Origin of the sequence: Lapillicoccus jejuensis, from assembly GCF_006715055.1 — a bacterium.
Lineage (GTDB): Bacteria > Actinomycetota > Actinomycetes > Actinomycetales > Dermatophilaceae > Lapillicoccus > Lapillicoccus jejuensis.
This window is the reverse complement of the sequence record NZ_VFMN01000001.1, coordinates 4,362,798-4,381,160: the sequence shown is the minus strand read 5'-3', so window position 1 is coordinate 4,381,160 and position 18,363 is coordinate 4,362,798. Positions and strand designations below refer to the sequence as shown.

Here is an 18,363-nt window from a genome sequence, read left to right as displayed (position 1 = left end):
CCGATCAGCGGGGCGTCAGGGTCGTCGGGGGGCGGGTACCCCGGTCGGGGGCGCTGACAGCAGGAGCCACACGGGGTTGCTCACGCCGATGACGGTCCCGGCCGACGAGCGGACGGTGACGCGCACGAAGGTCGAGGCGGACACGTCGACCGTGCAGCCCGCGACCCCGGCCACGCCGAAGGCCGAGGCCGGGAGGCGCTGCAGGACGACGGTCCCGGGGTCCACGCCCTGCAGGTCGACCGGACCGGCGACCACCTCGACGACCGAGCCGGGAGGCAGAGCGTCGGCGGCGACGGCGAGGCGGTGCACGCCGCCGCCGACGACCGCGACCTGGCCCATGAGGTAGGTGTCGTCGACGACGAGGTCGAGTCGGCCGCCGGCCCAGGCCCTTGCGTGCCGGGTCCAGGCCCGTCCCGCGGACAGCGCGGGCAGCACGTCGCCCAGGCCGGTGGTGGGCGACCAGAGACCCGTGACGAACTCGTTCGCGAAGCCGAGCCGGTCGTGGGCGCTGTCGTGGCTGTCGCTCACCCCGTTGCCGGTGAGGAACCGGGCGTGCCGGGAGAAGGTGTCCCACAGGGCGAGGTGGTCCTCGATCCCCATCGACCCGCGCACGGCGTAGCCGACCTCGAGGATGTCGACGCCCCAGACGTCCTGCTTGGCGAGGGCGGCGTAGACGTTGCGGCGCCTCGTCACGGCGGCCGGGCCGGTCGTCACCCGGCCCGTCGTCGCGCCGAACGGGTGGTTCCACGAGACCAGGCCGCCCTGGGCGTGGATCGCGGCGACGTTGCGCTGCACGTAGGTCGCGGGGTCGCGGTAGGACAGCTCCTCGTCCGCGGCGAAGAACTGCCGGGTCGTGAAGGCGTTGACGTGGCTGGTCTTCCCGAGCTCGGCCGCGGGCACGATGCTCACGCCGTACCGGGCGCCGTACCGGGTGGCCATCGCCTGCTGGACCGCCGCGACGCCCGCGGGGGGTGCGGGCGGCCCGGGCGAGGACGACGCCGGTGACGTCGACCGAGACCGAGACCCCGCGTCCCGGGCTGGTCGCCGTGAAGGAGAGGTACTGGGTGCCCTGGTCCTGGGGGACCAGGTCGGGCCACGCGGAGGCCGCCGCCGCCTCCAGGTCGAGCGCCACGGTGGTGCCGGCGGCGGGCAGCGGTGCCGTCACCACGCCGGTGAGGCCGCGGTCCTCCAGCCGGGTGCCGGGCGATAGTCCCGGGCCGAAGCGGAAGCACAGGCCGTGGACGCCGGCCGGCCTGCCCGCGGCGGCGGGGTGGTGCGACAGTCCGACGCGGACCTCGTACAGGCCGCCCGGGTCGACCGAGACGGCACCGAAGGTGTGCCGCAGGACCTGACCCATCACCGAGGTGCGCATCCCCAGCAGGTTCCGCTTCGACGTCCGGTCGGTGAGGATCCCGGCGGTCGCGGGCTGCGACGTCGTGCTGGCGACGGAGAGCGACAGCCCGCCACCCGGCCGCGCGACGGGGCCGGGCGACGACGAGCCGCCGGTCGAGACGGGCACGAGGTCGAGGCCGGTGAGGTCGCTCGCCATGTGCGTGGCCAGCTGACCGTGCGAGTGGTCGGTCATGAACATGAGGTCCACGCCCTCCTGCTGCATGCGCCAGGCCTGCCCCTCCCAGCTGCCCTGCTGCTCGCTGAAGCTGGCGTGCAGGTGCATCGCGGCGACCTGCGAGGTCCGGCCGGTCACCGCACTGCGTCCGGCGGCGCGGGCGGCCCCGCCCGAGAGGGCCACGGGAGCGCCCACCGCGGCCGCGAGCCCCCCGAGGACCAGCCGCCGGCTGGGGCGGGGGGACCACTCGGCCCCCTCCTCCACGACGGGGCCGTCGTCCTCCTCGACCCCGTCGGGTCCGAGCTCGTGGCCGTCGTCGCACATGGTCGTCCTCCCCGCCCGGGGGTCGGCCGCCTGCTCGCGGCCCCCGAGGACCCCTCGACGGCGAGCAGAAGTCCACCACCGGCACCACGCGCCCGGTCGGCGAACCGGTGGGTCGTGCACGGTCGGTCGCCGCGTGCAACAGGTGTGCACGACGGCGGTCGGTGTCCCGGGCGGGCAGACTGGGGCGATGGACCCCCTGGGAGACCTCGTCGACGTCCCCGTCCCGGCCGACCTGCCCGGCGCCTCACGCGGCCTGCGGGCCTACGTGGCCCGGCCGCCGGGCGACGGGCCGCACCCCGGGGTGGTCATGGTCCACGAGGCCTTCGGCCTCGACGACGTCATGCGCCGCAGCGCCGACCACCTCGCGTCGATGGGGTACGTCGTCGCGGCGCCCGACCTCTTCGGCGCCGGCCGCCGGCTGCCGTGCCTCGTCGCGACCTTCCGGTCGCTGCGGTCGGGGAGCGGCGCGGCCTTCGACGACCTCGAGGCGACCCGGCGGATGCTGCTCGCCCGCGACGACGCGACCGGTGGGGTGGGCGTCATCGGCTTCTGCATGGGCGGCGGGTTCGCGCTGCTGCTCGCCCAGCCCGGGCGGGGGTACGACGCCGCCTCGGTCAACTACGGGATGCTCGCCCAGGGCGACGCGCAGCTCGACGCGCTCGCCGGCGGCTGCCCCGTGGTCGCGTCGTACGGCGCCAAGGACACGGCGCTCGCCGACGTGCCGCCCAAGCTGGCCGCCGCGCTCGAGGCCCACGGGACGCCGTACGACGTCAAGCGCTACGGCTCGGCCGGCCACTCGTTCCTCAACGACGCCGAGAACGCGCCCTGGTGGCTGCGCCCGCTGCTGCGGGTGCAGGGCGCGGGGCCCGAGCCGGTGGCGGCCGCCGACGCGTGGCGGCGGATCGGCGAGTTCTTCGGGACGCACCTGCCCCGGTAGACTCAGCGGGTTCCCCCGTACCTGTCGGTGTCCGGGCCTCCTCGCCAGGCGGGGCGCAGGCCGGTCGACGCCGGCCCCAAGTGGAAAGCGCGGTCACTTCGTGGCGAGCACCAACGACCTCAAGAACGGCATGGTCCTCAACATCGACAACCAGCTCTGGTCCGTCGTGGAGTTCCAGCACGTCAAGCCCGGCAAGGGCCCGGCCTTCGTCCGCACCAAGCTCAAGGCCGTGCTGTCGGGCAAGGTCGTCGACAAGACCTTCAACGCCGGCACCAAGGTCGAGACGGCCAACGTCGACAAGCGCACGATGCAGTACCTGTACAAGGACGGGTCGGACTTCGTCTTCATGGACACCGACACCTACGACCAGCTCCAGGTCTCCGAGGCCGTCGTCGGCACCGCCGCGGGCTACATGCTGGAGAACCAGAACGCGATCGTCGCCACCCACGACGGCGTCCCGCTGTACGTCGAGCTCCCGGCCTCCGTGGTCCTCGAGATCACCTACACCGAGCCGGGCCTGCAGGGCGACCGCTCCACCGGCGGCACCAAGCCCGCCACCCTCGAGACCGGCGCGACCATCAACGTCCCGCTGTTCCTCGAGACCGGCACCAAGGTCAAGGTCGACACCCGCGACGGGTCGTACCTCGGCCGCGTGAACTGACGCCCCTCCCGTGGCTGCCCGCTCCAAGGCCCGCAAGCGCGCGCTGGACGTCCTCTTCGAGGCCGAGCAGCGCGGGCTCGACCCGGCCACCCTGCTCGCCGACCGGGTCACCGACCCGGCCGGTGGGCCGCGGGTGCCCGAGTACGCCGTCGAGCTCGTCCAGGGCGTCCTCGCGCACCGCGCCGACATCGACGAGCTGCTGACGACCTACAGCCAGGGCTGGACGCTCGAGCGGATGCCCGCCGTCGACCGGACGATCCTGCGCCTCGGTGCGTGGGAGATCGTCTGGAACGACGAGGTCCCCGACGCCGTCGCCGTCTCCGAGGCCGTGCTGCTGGCCACCGAGCTGTCGACCGACGACTCCCCGTCGTTCGTCAACGGTCTGCTCGGCCGGCTCGTCGAGGTCAAGCCCACCCTCGTCTGACGGGCGCGGTCCCACCTGCTGTCCCACCTGCGGTCTTGACCGGGCTCTGACCTGGTGGTGACGGGCCGCTGACCGGCCCGTCACCCAGCCGTCGCCAACGCTTCACGCCGGTGTGGCCGTCCTCGGAGGTCCCTCCCAGGGCCGGTTCCTACCGTCGGGAGACGTCACGGGGTGGGCGGTGGCAGGGGACCGGACCCCGCCCCTCGAGACGGAGCGAGGACGGGCATGACGCAGGAACCAGTGGGACCCGACCGCCGCGGGCGGTCGGACGGAGGGCGTCGTACGCGGCGCCGTACGGTGGTCGCGGCAGGACTCGCGCTCGCCGTGGTGGGCGGCGGGACGGCATACGCCGCCGTGCGCGGCAACACGCCGCTCGGCACGAAGCTCGTGGGGCAGCAGGCCGACGGCGGCTACCTCACGCAGACGGGGCAGTTCGTGCGCCCCGTCGGCGACGTCACGAAGGTCACCGGCCGCCCCTTCGGGCTGGCCATCAGCCCGGACGGGCGCAGCGCGGCCGCGCTCAACACCGGTGGCGCGACGACCGGGATCGTCACCGTCGTCGACCTGGTGACGCACCGCGTGCGCCAGCAGACCGGCACCGGCAAGATCTCCGACGGCGGGATCCTCTACAGCCGGGACGGCAGGACGCTGTGGGCGGCGCAGCCCGGCGGGCTCGCCCGCTTCGACGTCGCCGCCGACGGGACGCTCTCGCACCAGACGACGGTGACCCTGCCCGGCGCGGGTGGGCGGCTGCCCGTCCCCGCCGGCCTCGCGTGGGCGCCGGACGGCACGACCCTGCTCGTCACCCTCAGCGCGAACAACACCCTCGCCAGCGTCGACACGACGGCCACCCCGCCGGCCGTCACCCGGCAGGTGACCGTCGGCAACGTGCCGAACTCGGTCGTCGTCGTCGACGGCAAGGCCTACGTGAGCAACCAGGGCGGCCGACCGGCGACGCCCGGCGACCGCACCGACGACTCGTACGGCACGGCCGTCGTGACGAACAACCGCTCGGCGGCGCCGTCGACCGGCACCGTCTCCGAGGTCGACCTCGCGACCGGCACGCAGATCGCGACCTTTAAGGTCGGGCTGCAGCCGAGCGCGCTGCTCGCCGTGGGCACCAGCGTCGTCGTCGCCAACAGCGACGACGACACGGTGACGAGCATCGACACGGTGAAGCACCGCGTCGGGCGCACCTTCGTCGCGAACCCGGCCCCCGGGTCGCCGTACGGCGCCTCGCCGGACGGGCTCGCGATGCTCGACGCCACGCACCTGGGCGTGAGCCTCGGGCGCGACAACGCGGTCGCGGTCTACGCGTACGACGGCGCCTACACGCAGCCGAGCTTCGAGGGGCTCATCCCGACCGGGTCGTACCCGAGCGGGATCGGCTTCAGCGCGAGCCTCAAGCGGCTCGTCGTGGCGAGCGAGCAGGGGCTCGGGTCGGTCGGTGCGCCCGGCACGATCGACGAGGGCGTCGGCACGACCCCCGCCACTGCTCATCTGGGATACAACTTCGTGGGAACGGTCCAGACGCTGCCCGTCCCGACGAACGCGCAGATGGCGCAGTGGACCAAGCAGGTCTTCGCCGACAACCAGTGGAACGGTCTCGTCGAGCGCAACCGCGCCGGCAGCGGGAACGCCAAGCCGGTGCCCGTGCCGCTGCACGTCGGTGACCCGTCGACGATCAAGCACGTCTTCCTCATCGTCAAGGAGAACCGCACCTACGACCAGGTGCTCGGCGACGACCCGCGCGGCAACGGCGACCCGTCGCTGGCGCAGTTCGGGGGAGCGACGACGCCGAACTTCCACGCGCTGGCGCGACAGTTCCCGCTGGTCGACAACCTCTACAGCGACGGGACCAACTCGGCCGAGGGGCACCACTGGCTCGACCAGGCCTTCGTCAACAACTACATGCAGCAGATGTACGGCAACTACACCCGGTCCTACCAGACCGGTGACCCGATGAGCGACGCGAAGAGCGGCTGGATCTGGGACGACGCGCTCGCCCACGGCAAGTCGGTCGTCAACTGGGGCGAGCAGATCGACTCGTACGTCGACACGTCCGGGCAGGGCACCACGGACGGCAGCCGGCCGCAGTGGTTCCACGACAGCCAGGTCCTCGAGGGCAAGGCGCCGGGGCCGCTGACCTACCCGCTCGGCACCTACACCGCCAAGACCGACATTCCCTCGCTGGCCCAGGTGACCCGGCCGGACTTCCCGAACTTCGACCTCAACATCCCCGACCAGTACCGCGCCGACCTCTTCAGCAAGGACTTCACGCGGTACGTCAAGAACGCCGACCTGCCGGCGCTGAACCTGCTGTGGATCATGAACGACCACACCGAGGGCACGACGCCCGGCGCGACCACGCCGTCGTCGTACGTCGCCGACAACGACCTCGCGACCGGGCGGATCATCGACCAGATCTCGCACAGCCCGTACTGGAAGGACTCGGCCGTCTTCGTCATCGAGGACGACTCGCAGAACGGCGTCGACCACGTCGACGGGCACCGCAACATCGCGCTCGTCGCGAGCCCCTACGCCGCGCACGGGGTCGTCGACCACTCGTACTACAGCCAGCTCAACCTCATCCGGACCATCGAGCAGATCCTGGGGCTGCCGCCGATGAACCAGCAGGACCTCACGGCCGAGCCGATGTACGACGCGTTCCAGTCGACGCCCGACCTCACGCCGTACACCGTGCGGCCCAACCAGGTGCCGCTGACGAACACCAACCCGGGGGCGTCGGCCGCGACGAGCGACGTGCAGCGGGCGTGGGCCACGTGGTCGGCCCAGCAGGACTTCCGCACCGAGGACATGGTCAACATGGCGCAGGAGAACCGCGACATCTTCTACGCCGGCAACGGCTTCAGCAAGCCCTACCCGGGCGACAGCCGGGTGCTCTACCCGAACGAGGTCCCGGGCGGCGACGTCAAGCCGACCGGTGACCCCGACGACCAGCCGGCCGCCGCGCCGGGGTCGACGGCGAAGGGCGCCACCCCGGCCACGGTGGCTCCCACCGTCGCCGACAGCGACGGCTGACGTCGGTCGCCACAGCACGCCGTACGGCGCCCTCCCACCGCGGTCGGTGGGAGGGCGCCGTCGTGGCGCGGGCGGGGTCAGGACTGGCGGCGCACGCCCGGGTGCTCGGGTCCGGTGTCGCCGGGCACGGCCTCGTCCAGGTCCTCGTCGCTGATCTCGACCCCGGCGGTGGGGTCGCCGACGCCCGTGCCGCCCCGCTCGGGCAGCTCGCCCGGCTGAGGAGCCTCGGTCGGCGGCGGGCCGCCGTCGGAGGCCCGGGCGAGCGGGTTGCTCTGGTTGCGCTCGAAGGCCTTGGCGTCCTGGCCCGCGGCGGCGTCGATGCCGTCGTGCGGCTCGGGGGGCATGTTCTCGTTGCTGACGTCCGTCATGGCCGTGGCCTACCCGGGTTGCCGACCCGGCACACCGCCCCGGGGCTGGGTGCCGGGCCGCGCACCGGACGTCACGTCGGCACCGGGTCGACGCTCCGGTAAGGTGAAGGGCAACAGACATCCTTTAAGGACCGTCCCGTGAGGCGGGGAAGGAGGCTCTGGTGTCGGCTGCTGCCCAGCCCTCATCGGCACGCCCGGAGAACCCGGGACCGTCACCGGTCCCCGCGGACGCTCGGGCGGTGATGGCCTCCTCGGACGTCTCCCGCGCGCTGCGCCGCATCGCGCACGAGATCCTCGAGGGCAACCGGGGCACCGACGGCCTCGTCGTGATGGGCATCCCCTCGCGCGGGGTCCAGCTGGCCCGCCGGCTCGGCGCCGTCATCGAGGAGGTCGAGGGCACGAGCGTGCCGATCGGCTCGCTCGACGTGACGATGCAGCGCGACGACCTGCGCCGCCAGCCGGTCCGCCCCGTCGCCCGCACCCAGGTGCCGCCGGGCGGCGTCGACGGCAAGGTCGTCGTCCTCGTCGACGACGTCCTCTACTCCGGGCGCACCATCCGCGCCGCCCTCGAGGCCCTGGCCGAGCTCGGCCGGCCCCGCATCGTGCGGCTCGCCGTCCTCGTCGACCGCGGCCACCGCGAGCTGCCCATCCGCGCCGACCACGTCGGCAAGAACCTGCCCACCTCCTCCAGCGAGCGCGTCCACGTGCGCCTCGCCGAGGTCGACGGCGAGGAGGACTCGGTGAAGATCAGCGGCGGCAAGACCACCGACGCGACGGGGGAGGAGGCATGAGGCGCCACCTGCTCAGCTCCGCGGACCTCAGCCGGGCCGAGACGGAGGCCGTCCTCACGACCGCCGAGTCGATGCATGACGTGCAGACCCGCGAGGTCAAGAAGATCCCGACGCTGCGGGGCCGGACGATCATCAACCTCTTCTTCGAGGACTCGACCCGCACGCGCAGCTCGTTCGAGATCGCGGGCAAGTGGATGTCGGCCGACACGATCAACATCTCCGGCAAGGGCAGCTCGACGAGCAAGGGCGAGTCGCTGCGCGACACCGTCCGCACCATCGACGCGATGGGCGTCGACGCCCTGGTCATGCGGCACGCCGCCTCCGGCGCCGCGCACCAGGTCGCCCGGTGGGTGCGGTGCAGCGTCGTCAACGCCGGCGACGGGACGCACGAGCACCCGACCCAGGCCCTGCTCGACGCCTACACGCTGCGCCGCCAGATCGGGGGCGAGGACCGCTCGCTCGAGGGCAAGCACGTGGCGATCGTCGGCGACCTCACCCACTCGCGGGTCTTCCGGTCCAACGTCATCACCCTCGCCCGGCTCGGGGCCCGGGTCACCGCGGTCGCCCCGCCGACGCTCATGCCGAGCGGGGTCGGACCGTGGAGCAAGGCCGAGGGGTTCGAGACGTCCTACGACCTCGACGACGTCCTCAGCGGGTCGCACGGCGACGTCGACGCGGTGATGATGCTGCGCGTCCAGCGCGAGCGGATGAGCGGCGGGTACTTCCCGACGCCGCGCGAGTACACCGTCGGCTACGGCCTGACCCGGCCGCGGCTCGAGCGGCTGCTCGACGCGCGACCGGACGTCGCGATCCTGCACCCCGGCCCGATGAACCGCGGCCTCGAGATCGCCGCCGACGCGGCCGACTCGGCCAGCTCGCTCGTCCTCGACCAGGTCTCGGCCGGCGTCGCCGTGCGGATGGCGGTGCTCTACCACCTGCTCGCGGGCGCCGACGAGACGCAGCCCACCAGCACTACCGCGACGACGAGCACGGAGGTGCCCGCGTGAGCAGCACCCTCGTCACCGGCGCCCGCCCGCTCGGCGGCGAGGCCGCCGACGTCCTCGTCCGCGACGGGATGATCGCGGCCGTCGGCCGGGTGCCGGCCGCCGAGCGCGACGGCGACACCGAGGTCGTCGACGCGGACGGGCTCGTCCTGCTGCCCGGCCTGGTCGACCTGCACACCCACCTGCGCGAGCCCGGCCGCGAGGACGCCGAGACCGTCGCCAGCGGCTCGGCCGCCGCCGCGGTCGGCGGCTTCACCGCCGTCCTCGCCATGGCCAACACCTCGCCGGTCACCGACACCGCCGAGGCGGCGCTGCGGGTGCTCGAGCTCGGTCGGTCCTGCGGGCTCGTCGACGTCCAGCCGGTCGGCGCCGTCACCAAGGGGATCGAGGGCCACGAGCTCGCCGAGCTGGGGCTGATGGCCCGCTCGCGGGCGCGCGTGCGCGTCTTCTCGGACGACGGCCACTGCGTCGCCGACGCCCGCGTCATGCGCCGGGCGCTGGAGTACGTCAAGGCCTTCGGCGGTGTCGTCTCCCAGCACGCCCAGGACCCGACCCTCGCCGGGCGCGAGGCGTGCTGCGACGAGAGCGAGCTGTCCGGCCGGCTCGGCCTGCCCGGCTGGCCCGGCATCGCCGAGGAGACCATCGTCTCGCGCGACGTCATGCTCGCCCGGCACACCGGCAGCCGCGTCCACGTCGCCCACGTCTCGACCGCCGGCACCGTCGAGGTCGTGCGCTGGGCCAAGGCGCAGGGCATCGCGGTGACCGCCGAGGTGACGCCGCACCACCTGCTGCTCACCTCCGACCTGCTCGCCGGCTACGACCCCGTCTACAAGGTCAACCCGCCGCTGCGGCCGGCCGAGGACGTCGAGGCGCTGCGGGCCGCGCTCGCCGACGGCACCATCGACGCCGTCGCCACCGACCACGCGCCGCACGCCCGGCACGACAAGGAGCACGCGTTCGTCGACGCGGCCTTCGGGATGCTCGGCCTCGAGACGGCGCTACCGGTCGTCAGCGAGGTCATGGTCCGCTCCGGGCTGCTCGACTGGGCCGGCGTCGCGCGGGTCATGTCGAGCGCGCCCGCGCGGATCGCCGGGCTCGACGGGCACGGCCAGGGGCTGCAGGTGGGCTCGCCGGCCAACCTCGTCCTCGTCGACCCGGACCGCGCGACGACGATCGACGCCGCCGCCTCGGTGTCGCTCTCGCGCAACAACCCGTACGACGGCCGCACGCTCACCGGCGCCGTCGTCGGCACCTGGCTGCGGGGGCGTCGTACGGCCTCGGAGGGGCGGCCGCTGCTCGCCGAGGAGGCCTGGGCGTGACGACGACGCAGGCCGTCGGCGTCGCCCTCATCCTCCTGGGCGTCGCGTACGGCATCGTCTGGGTCGGTCGCCTCCGCCGTCGCCCCACCGAGCCCGTGACCCAGCCCGTTGCGTCCGAGGAGTCGGTGGCTCCGGCCGCCACGACCTCGGACGCAGCGCCCGGGGAGCCGGTCGACGCGAACCAAGGCGTGCCCGGCCGCTACCTCGGGACGACCTCGCCGGACGGCGACGTCGCCCCGGACCTCGCGCGCGCCGGCCACGCCACCCTCACCGTCGCGGACGGCGCCCTCGCCTGGCGCCCGACGAGGGGGACCGCGCTGCGCGCCCGGGCCGCCGAGCTCGTCGCCGTCGACGGGCTCGACGCAGGCCGCGCCGCCGCCGACACCCCGGTCACCGTCCGCTGGCACCCGCCGGCCGCGCCCGGCACGACGTACGAGACCCGGTTCGTCCCGACGACGCCCGGCGGCCGCGCCGCCCTCGCCGCCGCGCTGCGCGTGCTGCGTCCCGACCTGACCACCGCCGCCTTCGCCACCACCGCCCCCGCCACCTCCGACCCCGCACCAGAGGAGACCGCGTGACCGCCGCGCCCCCCAGCCCGACCGCCAGCCCGACCGCGAGCGCGGCCCCCGACCTCGAGGACCTGCTGCGTCCGCGCCAGGTCGCGGTCCTCGTCCTCGAGGACGGCCGCACCTTCCGCGGCGAGTCGTACGGCGCCCTCGGCGAGACCGTCGGCGAGGCCGTCTTCTCCACCGGGATGACCGGCTACCAGGAGACGCTCACCGACCCCAGCTACCACCGCCAGGTCGTCGTCATGACCGCCCCGCACGTCGGCAACACCGGCGTCAACGAGGAGGACCCGGAGTCGCGCAGGATCTGGGTCGCCGGGTACGTCGTCCGCGACCCCGCCCTGCGCCCGAGCAGCTGGCGTTCGACCAAGACCCTCGAGGACGAGCTGCGCGAGCAGGGCGTCGTCGGCATCAGCGGCATCGACACCCGCGCCCTCACCCGCCACCTGCGCGAGCGCGGCGCGATGCGTGTCGGGATCTTCGCCGGCGACGAGTACGCCGACGCCCGCCCCGACCTGCTCGCCGAGCGGGTGCGCGAGGCCCCCGAGATGGCCGGTGCGGCGCTCGCCGCCGAGGTCAGCACCGCCGAGCCGTACGTCGTCCCGGCGGTGGGGGAGAAGAGGTTCACCGTCGCCGCCGTCGACCTCGGCATCAAGGCGATGACGCCGCAGCGCCTCGCCGAGCACGGCATCGAGGTCCACGTCCTGCCCGCCACCTCGACCTGGGAGCAGGTGCGAGCGGTGCAGCCGGACGGCGTCTTCTTCTCCAACGGCCCCGGCGACCCGGCCACCGCCGACACCGAGGTCGCGCTGCTGCGCGAGGTGCTCGACGCGAAGGTGCCGTTCTTCGGGATCTGCTTCGGCAACCAGCTGCTCGGCCGCGCCCTCGGCTTCGGCACCTACAAGCTGAAGTACGGCCACCGCGGCATCAACCAGCCGGTGATGGACCGCAAGACCGGCAAGGTCGAGGTCACGGCGCACAACCACGGGTTCGCCGTGGACGCCCCGACGGACCGTGAGTCGACGACGCCGTACGGGCGGGTGCGGGTCTCGCACGTGTGCCTCAACGACGACGTGGTCGAGGGCCTCGAGTGCCTCGACGTCCCCGCGTACTCGGTGCAGTACCACCCGGAGGCCGCGGCCGGACCGCACGACGCCGCCTACCTCTTCGACCGCTTCGTCGAGCTGATGACGACCCGCCGCGACGGGTCCACGACGAGCACGACCGACGGGAGCAACTGACATGCCCAAGCGCGACGACATCACGAGCGTCCTCGTCATCGGCTCCGGGCCGATCGTCATCGGCCAGGCCTGCGAGTTCGACTACTCCGGCACCCAGGCCTGCCGCGTCCTGCGCGAGGAGGGCATCCGCGTCGTCCTCGTCAACAGCAACCCGGCGACGATCATGACCGACCCGGAGTTCGCCGACGCGACGTACGTCGAGCCGATCACCCCCGAGGTGGTCGAGAAGATCATCGCCCGCGAGCGGCCCGACGCGGTGCTCGCGACGCTCGGCGGCCAGACCGCCCTCAACACCGCGATCGCGTTGCACGAGAACGGTGTCCTCGAGAAGTACGGCTGCCCGCTCATCGGCGCCAACGTCGAGGCCATCGAGCTCGGCGAGAACCGCGAGAAGTTCAAGGGCGTCGTCGAGCGCTGCGGCGCCGAGTCCGCCCGGTCCGTCATTTGCAACGCCGACGACGCCCCGGCCGGTGCGTCCGAGCACGACAAGGTCGCCCACGCCCTCGACAAGGCGCTGGCCGCCGCGCAGGAGCTCGGTTACCCGGTCGTCGTCCGCCCGTCCTTCACGATGGGCGGCCTCGGCTCCGGCTTCGCCCACGACGAGGCCGAGCTGCGCCGGATGGCGGGCCAGGGCCTGCAGGCCAGCCCGCTCACCGAGGTGCTCCTCGAGGAGTCGATCCTCGGCTGGAAGGAGTACGAGCTCGAGCTCATGCGCGACAACGTGGACAACGTCGTCGTCGTCTGCTCGATCGAGAACCTCGACCCGATGGGCGTGCACACCGGCGACTCGATCACCGTCGCCCCGTCGCTCACCCTCACCGACCGCGAGTACCAGCGGCTGCGCGACATCTCCATCAAGGTCATCCGCGAGGTCGGCGTCGACACCGGCGGCTGCAACATCCAGTTCGCCGTCAACCCGGTCGACGGCCGGATCATCGTCATCGAGATGAACCCGCGCGTCTCGCGCTCGTCGGCCCTCGCGTCCAAGGCGACCGGCTTCCCGATCGCCAAGATCGCCGCCAAGCTGGCCATCGGCTACACCCTCGACGAGGTGCCGAACGACATCACCCAGGAGACGCCGGCGTCGTTCGAGCCGACCCTGGACTACGTCGTCGTCAAGGTGCCGCGCTTCGCCTTCGAGAAGTTCCCCGCGGCCGACTCCTCGCTGACGACGACGATGAAGTCGGTCGGCGAGGCGATGGCCATCGGCCGCAACTTCACCGAGGCGCTGCAGAAGGCGCTGCGCTCCACCGAGCGCGCCGGCGCGACCTTCCACTGGCAGGGCCCGACCCCGGACGACCCGCAGCGCCTCGCCGAGCTGCTCGAGCTCGCCGCCGTCCCGACGGACGGCCGGCTCGTCACCGTGCAGCAGGCGCTGCGCGGCGGCGCGAGCGTCGAGCGGGTCCACGAGGTCACCCGCATCGACCCGTGGTTCCTCGACCAGATCGCCCTCGTCAACGCCGTCGCGGACCGGGTCGCCGCGGCCGACGAGCTGAGCCCGGCGCTGCTGCGCCTGGCCAAGCGGCACGGCTTCTCCGACGCCCAGATCGCGCAGCTGCGGGGGATGCCCGAGGCCGTCGTCCGCGGCGTGCGGAACGCGCTCGGCGTCCGCCCGGTCTACAAGACGGTCGACACCTGCGCCGCGGAGTTCGCGGCGCGCACGCCGTACCACTACTCCTCCTACGACGAGGAGACCGAGGTGACGCCGCGCGAGCGGCCCGCCGTCATCATCCTCGGCTCCGGCCCGAACCGGATCGGGCAGGGCGTCGAGTTCGACTACTCCTGCGTGCACGCGTCGTTCGCGTTGCGCGACAAGGGGTTCGACACCGTCATGGTCAACTGCAACCCGGAGACGGTGTCGACCGACTACGACACGAGCAGCCGGCTCTACTTCGAGCCGCTCACCCTCGAGGACGTCCTCGAGGTCGTCCACGCCGAGCAGCAGGCCGGCCCGGTCGCGGGTGTGATCGTCCAGCTCGGCGGCCAGACGCCGCTCGGCCTGGCCAAGGCGCTCAAGGCCGAGGGGGTGCCGATCGTCGGCACCTCGCCCGAGGCCATCGACCTCGCCGAGGACCGGGGCGCGTTCGGTCGCGTCCTCGACGAGGCCGGCCTGCCGGCCCCGCGCTACGGCACCGCCTTCAGCGCCGCGGAGGCGGTCAAGGTCGCCGGCGAGATCGGCTACCCCGTCCTCGTCCGGCCGTCGTACGTCCTCGGCGGGCGCGGCATGCAGATCGTGTACGACGACGCGACGCTCGCCGGCTACGTCGAGCGCGCCACCGTCGCCTCGCCCGAGCACCCGGTCCTCGTCGACCGCTTCCTCGACGACGCCATCGAGATCGACGTCGACGTGCTCTACGACGGCGAGGAGATGTACGTCGGCGGGATCATGGAGCACATCGAGGAGGCCGGGATCCACTCCGGCGACTCCTCGTGCACCCTCCCGCCCGTGACCCTCGGCAGCGCCGAGCTCGACCGGGTCCGCGAGTCGTGCCTCAAGCTGGCCCGGGGCATCGGGGTCCGCGGTCTGATGAACGTCCAGTTCGCGCTCGCCCAGGACGTGCTCTACGTCCTCGAGGCCAACCCGCGCGCGTCGCGGACGGTGCCCTTCGTCGCCAAGGCGACCGGGGTGCCGATCTCCAAGGCGGCCGCTCGGGTCATGCTCGGCGCGAGCATCGCCGAGCTGCGGGCCGAGGGCGTCCTGCCCGCGCACGGCGACGGCGGCCGGATGCCGCAGCACGCACCTGTCGCGGTCAAGGAGGCGATCCTGCCCTTCCAGCGCTTCCGCACGAAGGAGGGCAAGGTCGTCGACAGCCTGCTCGGCCCGGAGATGCGCTCGACCGGCGAGGTCATGGGCATCGACAAGGACTTCGGCATGGCCTTCGCCAAGAGCCAGATGAGCTCCGGCGGGCTGCCGACGAGCGGGTCGGTCTTCGTCTCGATCGCCAACCGGCACAAGCGCGCGATGATCTTCCCGGTCAAGCGCCTGGTCGACCTCGGCTTCCACGTCTACGCGACGAGCGGGACGGCGGACGTGCTGCGGCGCAACGGGATCGAGGCCACCGTGGTCCGCAAGATCTCCGAGCGGGGTGACGGCGACCCGGCGGCGACCGACGAGCGCACCATCGTCGATCTCGTCAACGCCGGCGAGATCCAGATGGTCGTCAACACCCCGACCGGCCAGGCCGAGCGCGCCGACGGCTACGAGATCCGCGCGGCCACGACGAGCGCGGGCAAGCCGATCATCACGACGGTCCAGGAGCTGTGGGCCGCGGTCCAGGGCATCGAGGCGCTGCGCCAGGGCGTGCTCGAGGTCAAGCCGCTGCAGGAGCACGCGCGCGACCTCGACCTCTACGGCCTGTACGGCGCCGCGCCCGCGGACACCGCTTCCCGGGCAACGACCGTGCCGGAGCCCGTCGCGTGAGCGGCGAGGTCCCCGACACCCCGGTCGCGCAGGTGGCCGCCCGGCTGCTCTCGAACGAGCCGGTCGGCGCCTACCGCCACCTCGTCCTCGACGCGGCCGCCGTCGCCGCCCCGGCCCGCCCGGGGCAGTTCGTCGCCGTCGCCGTCGGCGGGGACGACACGGCTCACCTGCTGCGCCGCTGCTTCTCGATCCACCGCGTGGACCCGGCCGCGGGCACCGTCGAGCTCGTCGTCGCCGACGCCGGCGCCGGCACGCACTGGCTCGTCGGCCTGCGACCCGGAGCGGCGGTCGACGTCGTCGGCCCGCTCGGGACGCCGTTCCCACTGCCCGACGAGCCGACCGGCTGCGTGCTCGTCGGCGGCGGCTACGGCAGCGCCCCGCTCGGCTGGCTGGCCGAGCAGCTGCGGGCCGCCGGCAGCCACGTCGAGCTCGTCCTCGGCGCCGCCACGGCCGACCGGCTCTTCGGGGTCGAGGCGGGGCGTCGTACGGCGGACGCGGTGAGCGTCACCACCGACGACGGCTCGGCCGGGACGAAGGGGTGGGTGAGCGACGTCCTGCCCGAGGTCATCGGGCGCTCGTCGGCGACCACGCTCTACGCCTGCGGGCCGATGGCCATGCTGCGGTCGGTGACCGACGTGGCCGCCGCCCACCGCGCCGTCGCGCACGTCGCCGTCGAGGAGGCGATGGCCTGCGGCATCGGGATCTGCATGACCTGCGTCATGCCCGTCGTCCAGGACGACGGGCAGACCAAGATGGTGCGCTCCTGCCTCGAGGGGCCGGTCTTCCGCGGCGACGCCGTGCGCTGGGAGGCCTTCGCCGACGGGCGGTGCGCCGTGCCTGCCGACGCGGTGGGAGCGCCGGTGGCCGCCGGGGGAGGGGGGCACTGATGGCCGACCTCAGCACCGACCTCGCCGGCGCCGTCCTGCCCAACCCGCTCATGACGGCGAGTGGCTGCGCCGCCAACGGCCGCGAGCTGCACCGCTTCCTCGACGTCGCCGGGCTCGGCGCCTTCGTCACCAAGTCGGTCATGCGCGGGCCGCGCTCCGGCCGGGGGACCCCGCGGATGGCCGAGACGCCGTCCGGGATGCTCAACTCGATCGGCCTGCAGGGTCCCGGGATCGACGCCTTCGTCGAGGACGACCTGCCGTGGCTCGCCTCGGTCGGCGCCCGCGCGCTGGTCTCCATCGCCGGCTCGGACGCCGAGGAGTTCGCCGAGGTCGCCCGGCGGCTGCGCGACAGCGAGGCGTTCTCCGCCGTCGTCGGGGTGGAGGTCAACATCTCCTGCCCCAACGTGGCCAACCGCGGCCTGGTCTTCGCCTGCCAGCCCGACTCGTCGGCCGCCGTGCTGACGCTCGTGCGCGAGCAGCTGCCCGGGGTGCCGCTCTTCGCCAAGCTCAGCCCCGACGTCACCGACCTCGTCCTCATCGCCGAGGCCTGCCTGGCCGCCGGCGCCGACGGGCTGACGATGGTCAACACGCTGCTCGGCATGGCCATCGACCTGGACCGGATGCGGCCCCACCTCGGCGGCGTCACCGGCGGGCTGTCCGGCCCGGCCATCCGCCCGGTCGCCGTCCGCGCCATCTGGCAGGTCCACGGCGCCATGCTCACCGGGCGCCTGCGGCCCGCGCCGATCATCGGCGTCGGAGGCGTCCACTCCGGCCGCGACGCCCTCGAGCTCGTCGCCGCGGGCGCGTCGGCCGTCCAGGTCGGCACGGCCACCTTCCACGACCCCACCTCGCCCGCGCGCGTCCTGCGCGAGCTCGAGACGCTGCTCGACGAGCGCGGCCTCGACCTCGCCGGCGCCGTCGGCCTGGCCCACGAGAGGACCGCATGACCCCCTTCGGCACCCGCCTGCGCGCTGCGACGGACACCTTCGGGCCGCTCTGCGCCGGGCTCGACCCGCACCGCGGCCTCGTCGAGGCGTGGGGCCTGGACTACTCGGTGGCCGGGCTGGAGCGGTTCGCGATGACCTGCGTCGACGCCTTCGCCGGACACGTCGGCGTCGTCAAGCCGCAGTCGGCGTTCTTCGAGGTCTTCGGCTCGGCCGGCGTCGCGGTCCTCGAGCGGGTCGTCGCCGACCTGCGCGCCGCGGGCACGCTCGTCGTCGTCGACGCCAAGCGCGGCGACATCGGCTCGACCATGCAGGCGTACGCCGACGCCTACCTCGCCGACGGCTCGCCCCTGGCCGGGGACGCGCTCACCGTCAGCCCCTACCTCGGGTACGGCGCCCTGCGCCCCGCCCTCGACCTCGCCGCCGCCACCGGCCGGGGTCTGTTCGTCCTCGCCCTCACCTCCAACCCCGAGGGCCCGGCAGTCCAGCACGCACGCCTCGACGAGAGCGGCAGCGTCGCCGGGTCGGTCGTCGCGGGTGCGGCGGCCGACAACGCGGACGCCGTCGCGCGGGGGGAGCTGGGGCACGTCGGCCTCGTCGTCGGCGCCACCGTGGGCAGCGCGGTGCAGGACCTCGGGCTCGACCTCGCCGCCGCCGGCACCCCGATCCTCGCCCCCGGCTTCGGGGCCCAGGGCGGCAGCCTCGACAGCGTGCGCCGGGTCTTCGGCCCGGCGCTGCCGCAGGTCCTGGCCAGCAGCAGCCGCGACGTCCTCTCCGCCGGCCCCGACGTCGCCGCCCTGCGCGAGCGGGCGGTGGCCACCGCCGAGGCGTTGCGCGAGGCGGTCGCGTCGGGCTGAGCGGGACCCT

The 18,363-nt window shown here is 73.7% G+C and carries 15 protein-coding genes; 13 read left to right on the top strand and 2 right to left on the bottom strand.

The features are described from left to right. Positions 1–15: 15 nt before the first annotated feature. The gene (locus tag FB458_RS20315) at positions 16–939 is read right to left on the bottom strand and encodes a CehA/McbA family metallohydrolase domain-containing protein (RefSeq protein ID WP_141850090.1); all 924 of its coding nucleotides are present in this window, start codon (positions 937–939) and stop codon (positions 16–18) included. 1,139 nt (positions 940–2,078) lie between these two features. Here FB458_RS20315 and FB458_RS20310 point away from each other — a divergent pair. From FB458_RS20310 to FB458_RS20295, 4 genes are all read left to right on the top strand, one after another. Continuing rightward, a complete protein-coding gene (locus tag FB458_RS20310; protein WP_141850089.1) occupies positions 2,079–2,828 on the top strand; it encodes a dienelactone hydrolase family protein in 750 nt (249 codons plus the stop codon). Between the two features lie 100 nt (positions 2,829–2,928). Further along, the gene (gene efp / locus FB458_RS20305; protein WP_141850088.1) at positions 2,929–3,489 is read left to right on the top strand and encodes an elongation factor P; all 561 of its coding nucleotides are present in this window, start codon (positions 2,929–2,931) and stop codon (positions 3,487–3,489) included. 10 nt (positions 3,490–3,499) lie between these two features. Continuing rightward, complete coding sequence (nusB, locus tag FB458_RS20300) at positions 3,500–3,913, top strand: transcription antitermination factor NusB (protein WP_141850087.1); 414 nt, start codon at positions 3,500–3,502, stop codon at positions 3,911–3,913. A 225-nt stretch (positions 3,914–4,138) separates the two neighbouring features. Then, positions 4,139–6,955 carry a bifunctional YncE family protein/alkaline phosphatase family protein gene (locus FB458_RS20295; protein ID WP_141850086.1) on the top strand — a complete coding sequence of 939 codons (2,817 nt, stop codon included), beginning with the start codon at positions 4,139–4,141 and terminating at the stop codon, positions 6,953–6,955. A 77-nt stretch (positions 6,956–7,032) separates the two neighbouring features. Here the strand turns inward: FB458_RS20295 and FB458_RS20290 are convergent, their stop codons facing one another. Next, positions 7,033–7,323: a hypothetical protein gene (locus FB458_RS20290; RefSeq protein WP_141850085.1), complete on the bottom strand. Its 291-nt coding sequence runs from the start codon at positions 7,321–7,323 to the stop codon at positions 7,033–7,035. A gap of 161 nt (positions 7,324–7,484) precedes the next feature. Between FB458_RS20290 and pyrR the strand changes: the two genes are divergently transcribed. The 9 genes from pyrR to pyrF all read left to right on the top strand — a co-directional run bounded on the left by pyrR (position 7,485) and on the right by pyrF (position 18,353). Next, entirely contained in the window at positions 7,485–8,114 is a 630-nt protein-coding gene (gene pyrR / locus FB458_RS20285) for a bifunctional pyr operon transcriptional regulator/uracil phosphoribosyltransferase PyrR (protein ID WP_281286118.1), read from the top strand. Further along, positions 8,111–9,121: an aspartate carbamoyltransferase catalytic subunit gene (locus tag FB458_RS20280; RefSeq protein WP_141850083.1), complete on the top strand. Its 1,011-nt coding sequence runs from the start codon at positions 8,111–8,113 to the stop codon at positions 9,119–9,121. Before pyrR ends, FB458_RS20280 begins: the two co-directional genes overlap by 4 nt. Next, positions 9,118–10,437, top strand: a complete 1,320-nt coding sequence (locus FB458_RS20275) for a dihydroorotase (protein ID WP_141850082.1) — start codon at positions 9,118–9,120, stop codon at positions 10,435–10,437. The genes FB458_RS20280 and FB458_RS20275 overlap by 4 nt, the downstream gene beginning before the upstream one ends. Next, the gene (locus FB458_RS20270) at positions 10,434–11,015 is read left to right on the top strand and encodes a hypothetical protein (protein WP_141850081.1); all 582 of its coding nucleotides are present in this window, start codon (positions 10,434–10,436) and stop codon (positions 11,013–11,015) included. The genes FB458_RS20275 and FB458_RS20270 overlap by 4 nt, the downstream gene beginning before the upstream one ends. Before the next feature lie 62 nt (positions 11,016–11,077). After that, positions 11,078–12,244 (top strand): glutamine-hydrolyzing carbamoyl-phosphate synthase small subunit, encoded by a 1,167-nt coding sequence (carA, locus tag FB458_RS20265; RefSeq protein WP_141850747.1) that lies wholly within the window; start codon positions 11,078–11,080, stop codon positions 12,242–12,244. 1 nt (position 12,245) lies between these two features. Next, the gene (gene carB / locus FB458_RS20260; RefSeq protein WP_141850080.1) at positions 12,246–15,665 is read left to right on the top strand and encodes a carbamoyl-phosphate synthase large subunit; all 3,420 of its coding nucleotides are present in this window, start codon (positions 12,246–12,248) and stop codon (positions 15,663–15,665) included. Then, positions 15,662–16,552 carry a dihydroorotate dehydrogenase electron transfer subunit gene (locus tag FB458_RS20255; protein ID WP_141850079.1) on the top strand — a complete coding sequence of 297 codons (891 nt, stop codon included), beginning with the start codon at positions 15,662–15,664 and terminating at the stop codon, positions 16,550–16,552. Before carB ends, FB458_RS20255 begins: the two co-directional genes overlap by 4 nt. Continuing rightward, positions 16,552–17,499 carry a dihydroorotate dehydrogenase gene (locus tag FB458_RS20250; RefSeq protein WP_141850078.1) on the top strand — a complete coding sequence of 316 codons (948 nt, stop codon included), beginning with the start codon at positions 16,552–16,554 and terminating at the stop codon, positions 17,497–17,499. The genes FB458_RS20255 and FB458_RS20250 overlap by 1 nt, the downstream gene beginning before the upstream one ends. Further along, positions 17,496–18,353, top strand: coding sequence for an orotidine-5'-phosphate decarboxylase (pyrF, locus tag FB458_RS20245; protein ID WP_141850077.1), 858 nt, complete (start codon positions 17,496–17,498; stop codon positions 18,351–18,353). The genes FB458_RS20250 and pyrF overlap by 4 nt, the downstream gene beginning before the upstream one ends. Positions 18,354–18,363 lie beyond the last annotated feature (10 nt).

Excerpts from the sequence above, each read along its gene's own strand:
- carB (WP_141850080.1), top strand. The coding sequence starts at position 12,246 with ATGCCCAAGCGCGACGACATCACGAGCGTCCTCGTCATCGGCTCCGGG.
- FB458_RS20315 (WP_141850090.1), bottom strand. The coding sequence starts at position 939 with ATGGCCACCCGGTACGGCGCCCGGTACGGCGTGAGCATCGTGCCCGCG.
- FB458_RS20250 (WP_141850078.1), top strand. The coding sequence starts at position 16,552 with ATGGCCGACCTCAGCACCGACCTCGCCGGCGCCGTCCTGCCCAACCCG.
- FB458_RS20295 (WP_141850086.1), top strand. The coding sequence starts at position 4,139 with ATGACGCAGGAACCAGTGGGACCCGACCGCCGCGGGCGGTCGGACGGA.
- FB458_RS20290 (WP_141850085.1), bottom strand. The coding sequence starts at position 7,323 with ATGACGGACGTCAGCAACGAGAACATGCCCCCCGAGCCGCACGACGGC.
- FB458_RS20280 (WP_141850083.1), top strand. The coding sequence starts at position 8,111 with ATGAGGCGCCACCTGCTCAGCTCCGCGGACCTCAGCCGGGCCGAGACG.
- FB458_RS20310 (WP_141850089.1), top strand. The coding sequence starts at position 2,079 with ATGGACCCCCTGGGAGACCTCGTCGACGTCCCCGTCCCGGCCGACCTG.
- pyrF (WP_141850077.1), top strand. The coding sequence starts at position 17,496 with ATGACCCCCTTCGGCACCCGCCTGCGCGCTGCGACGGACACCTTCGGG.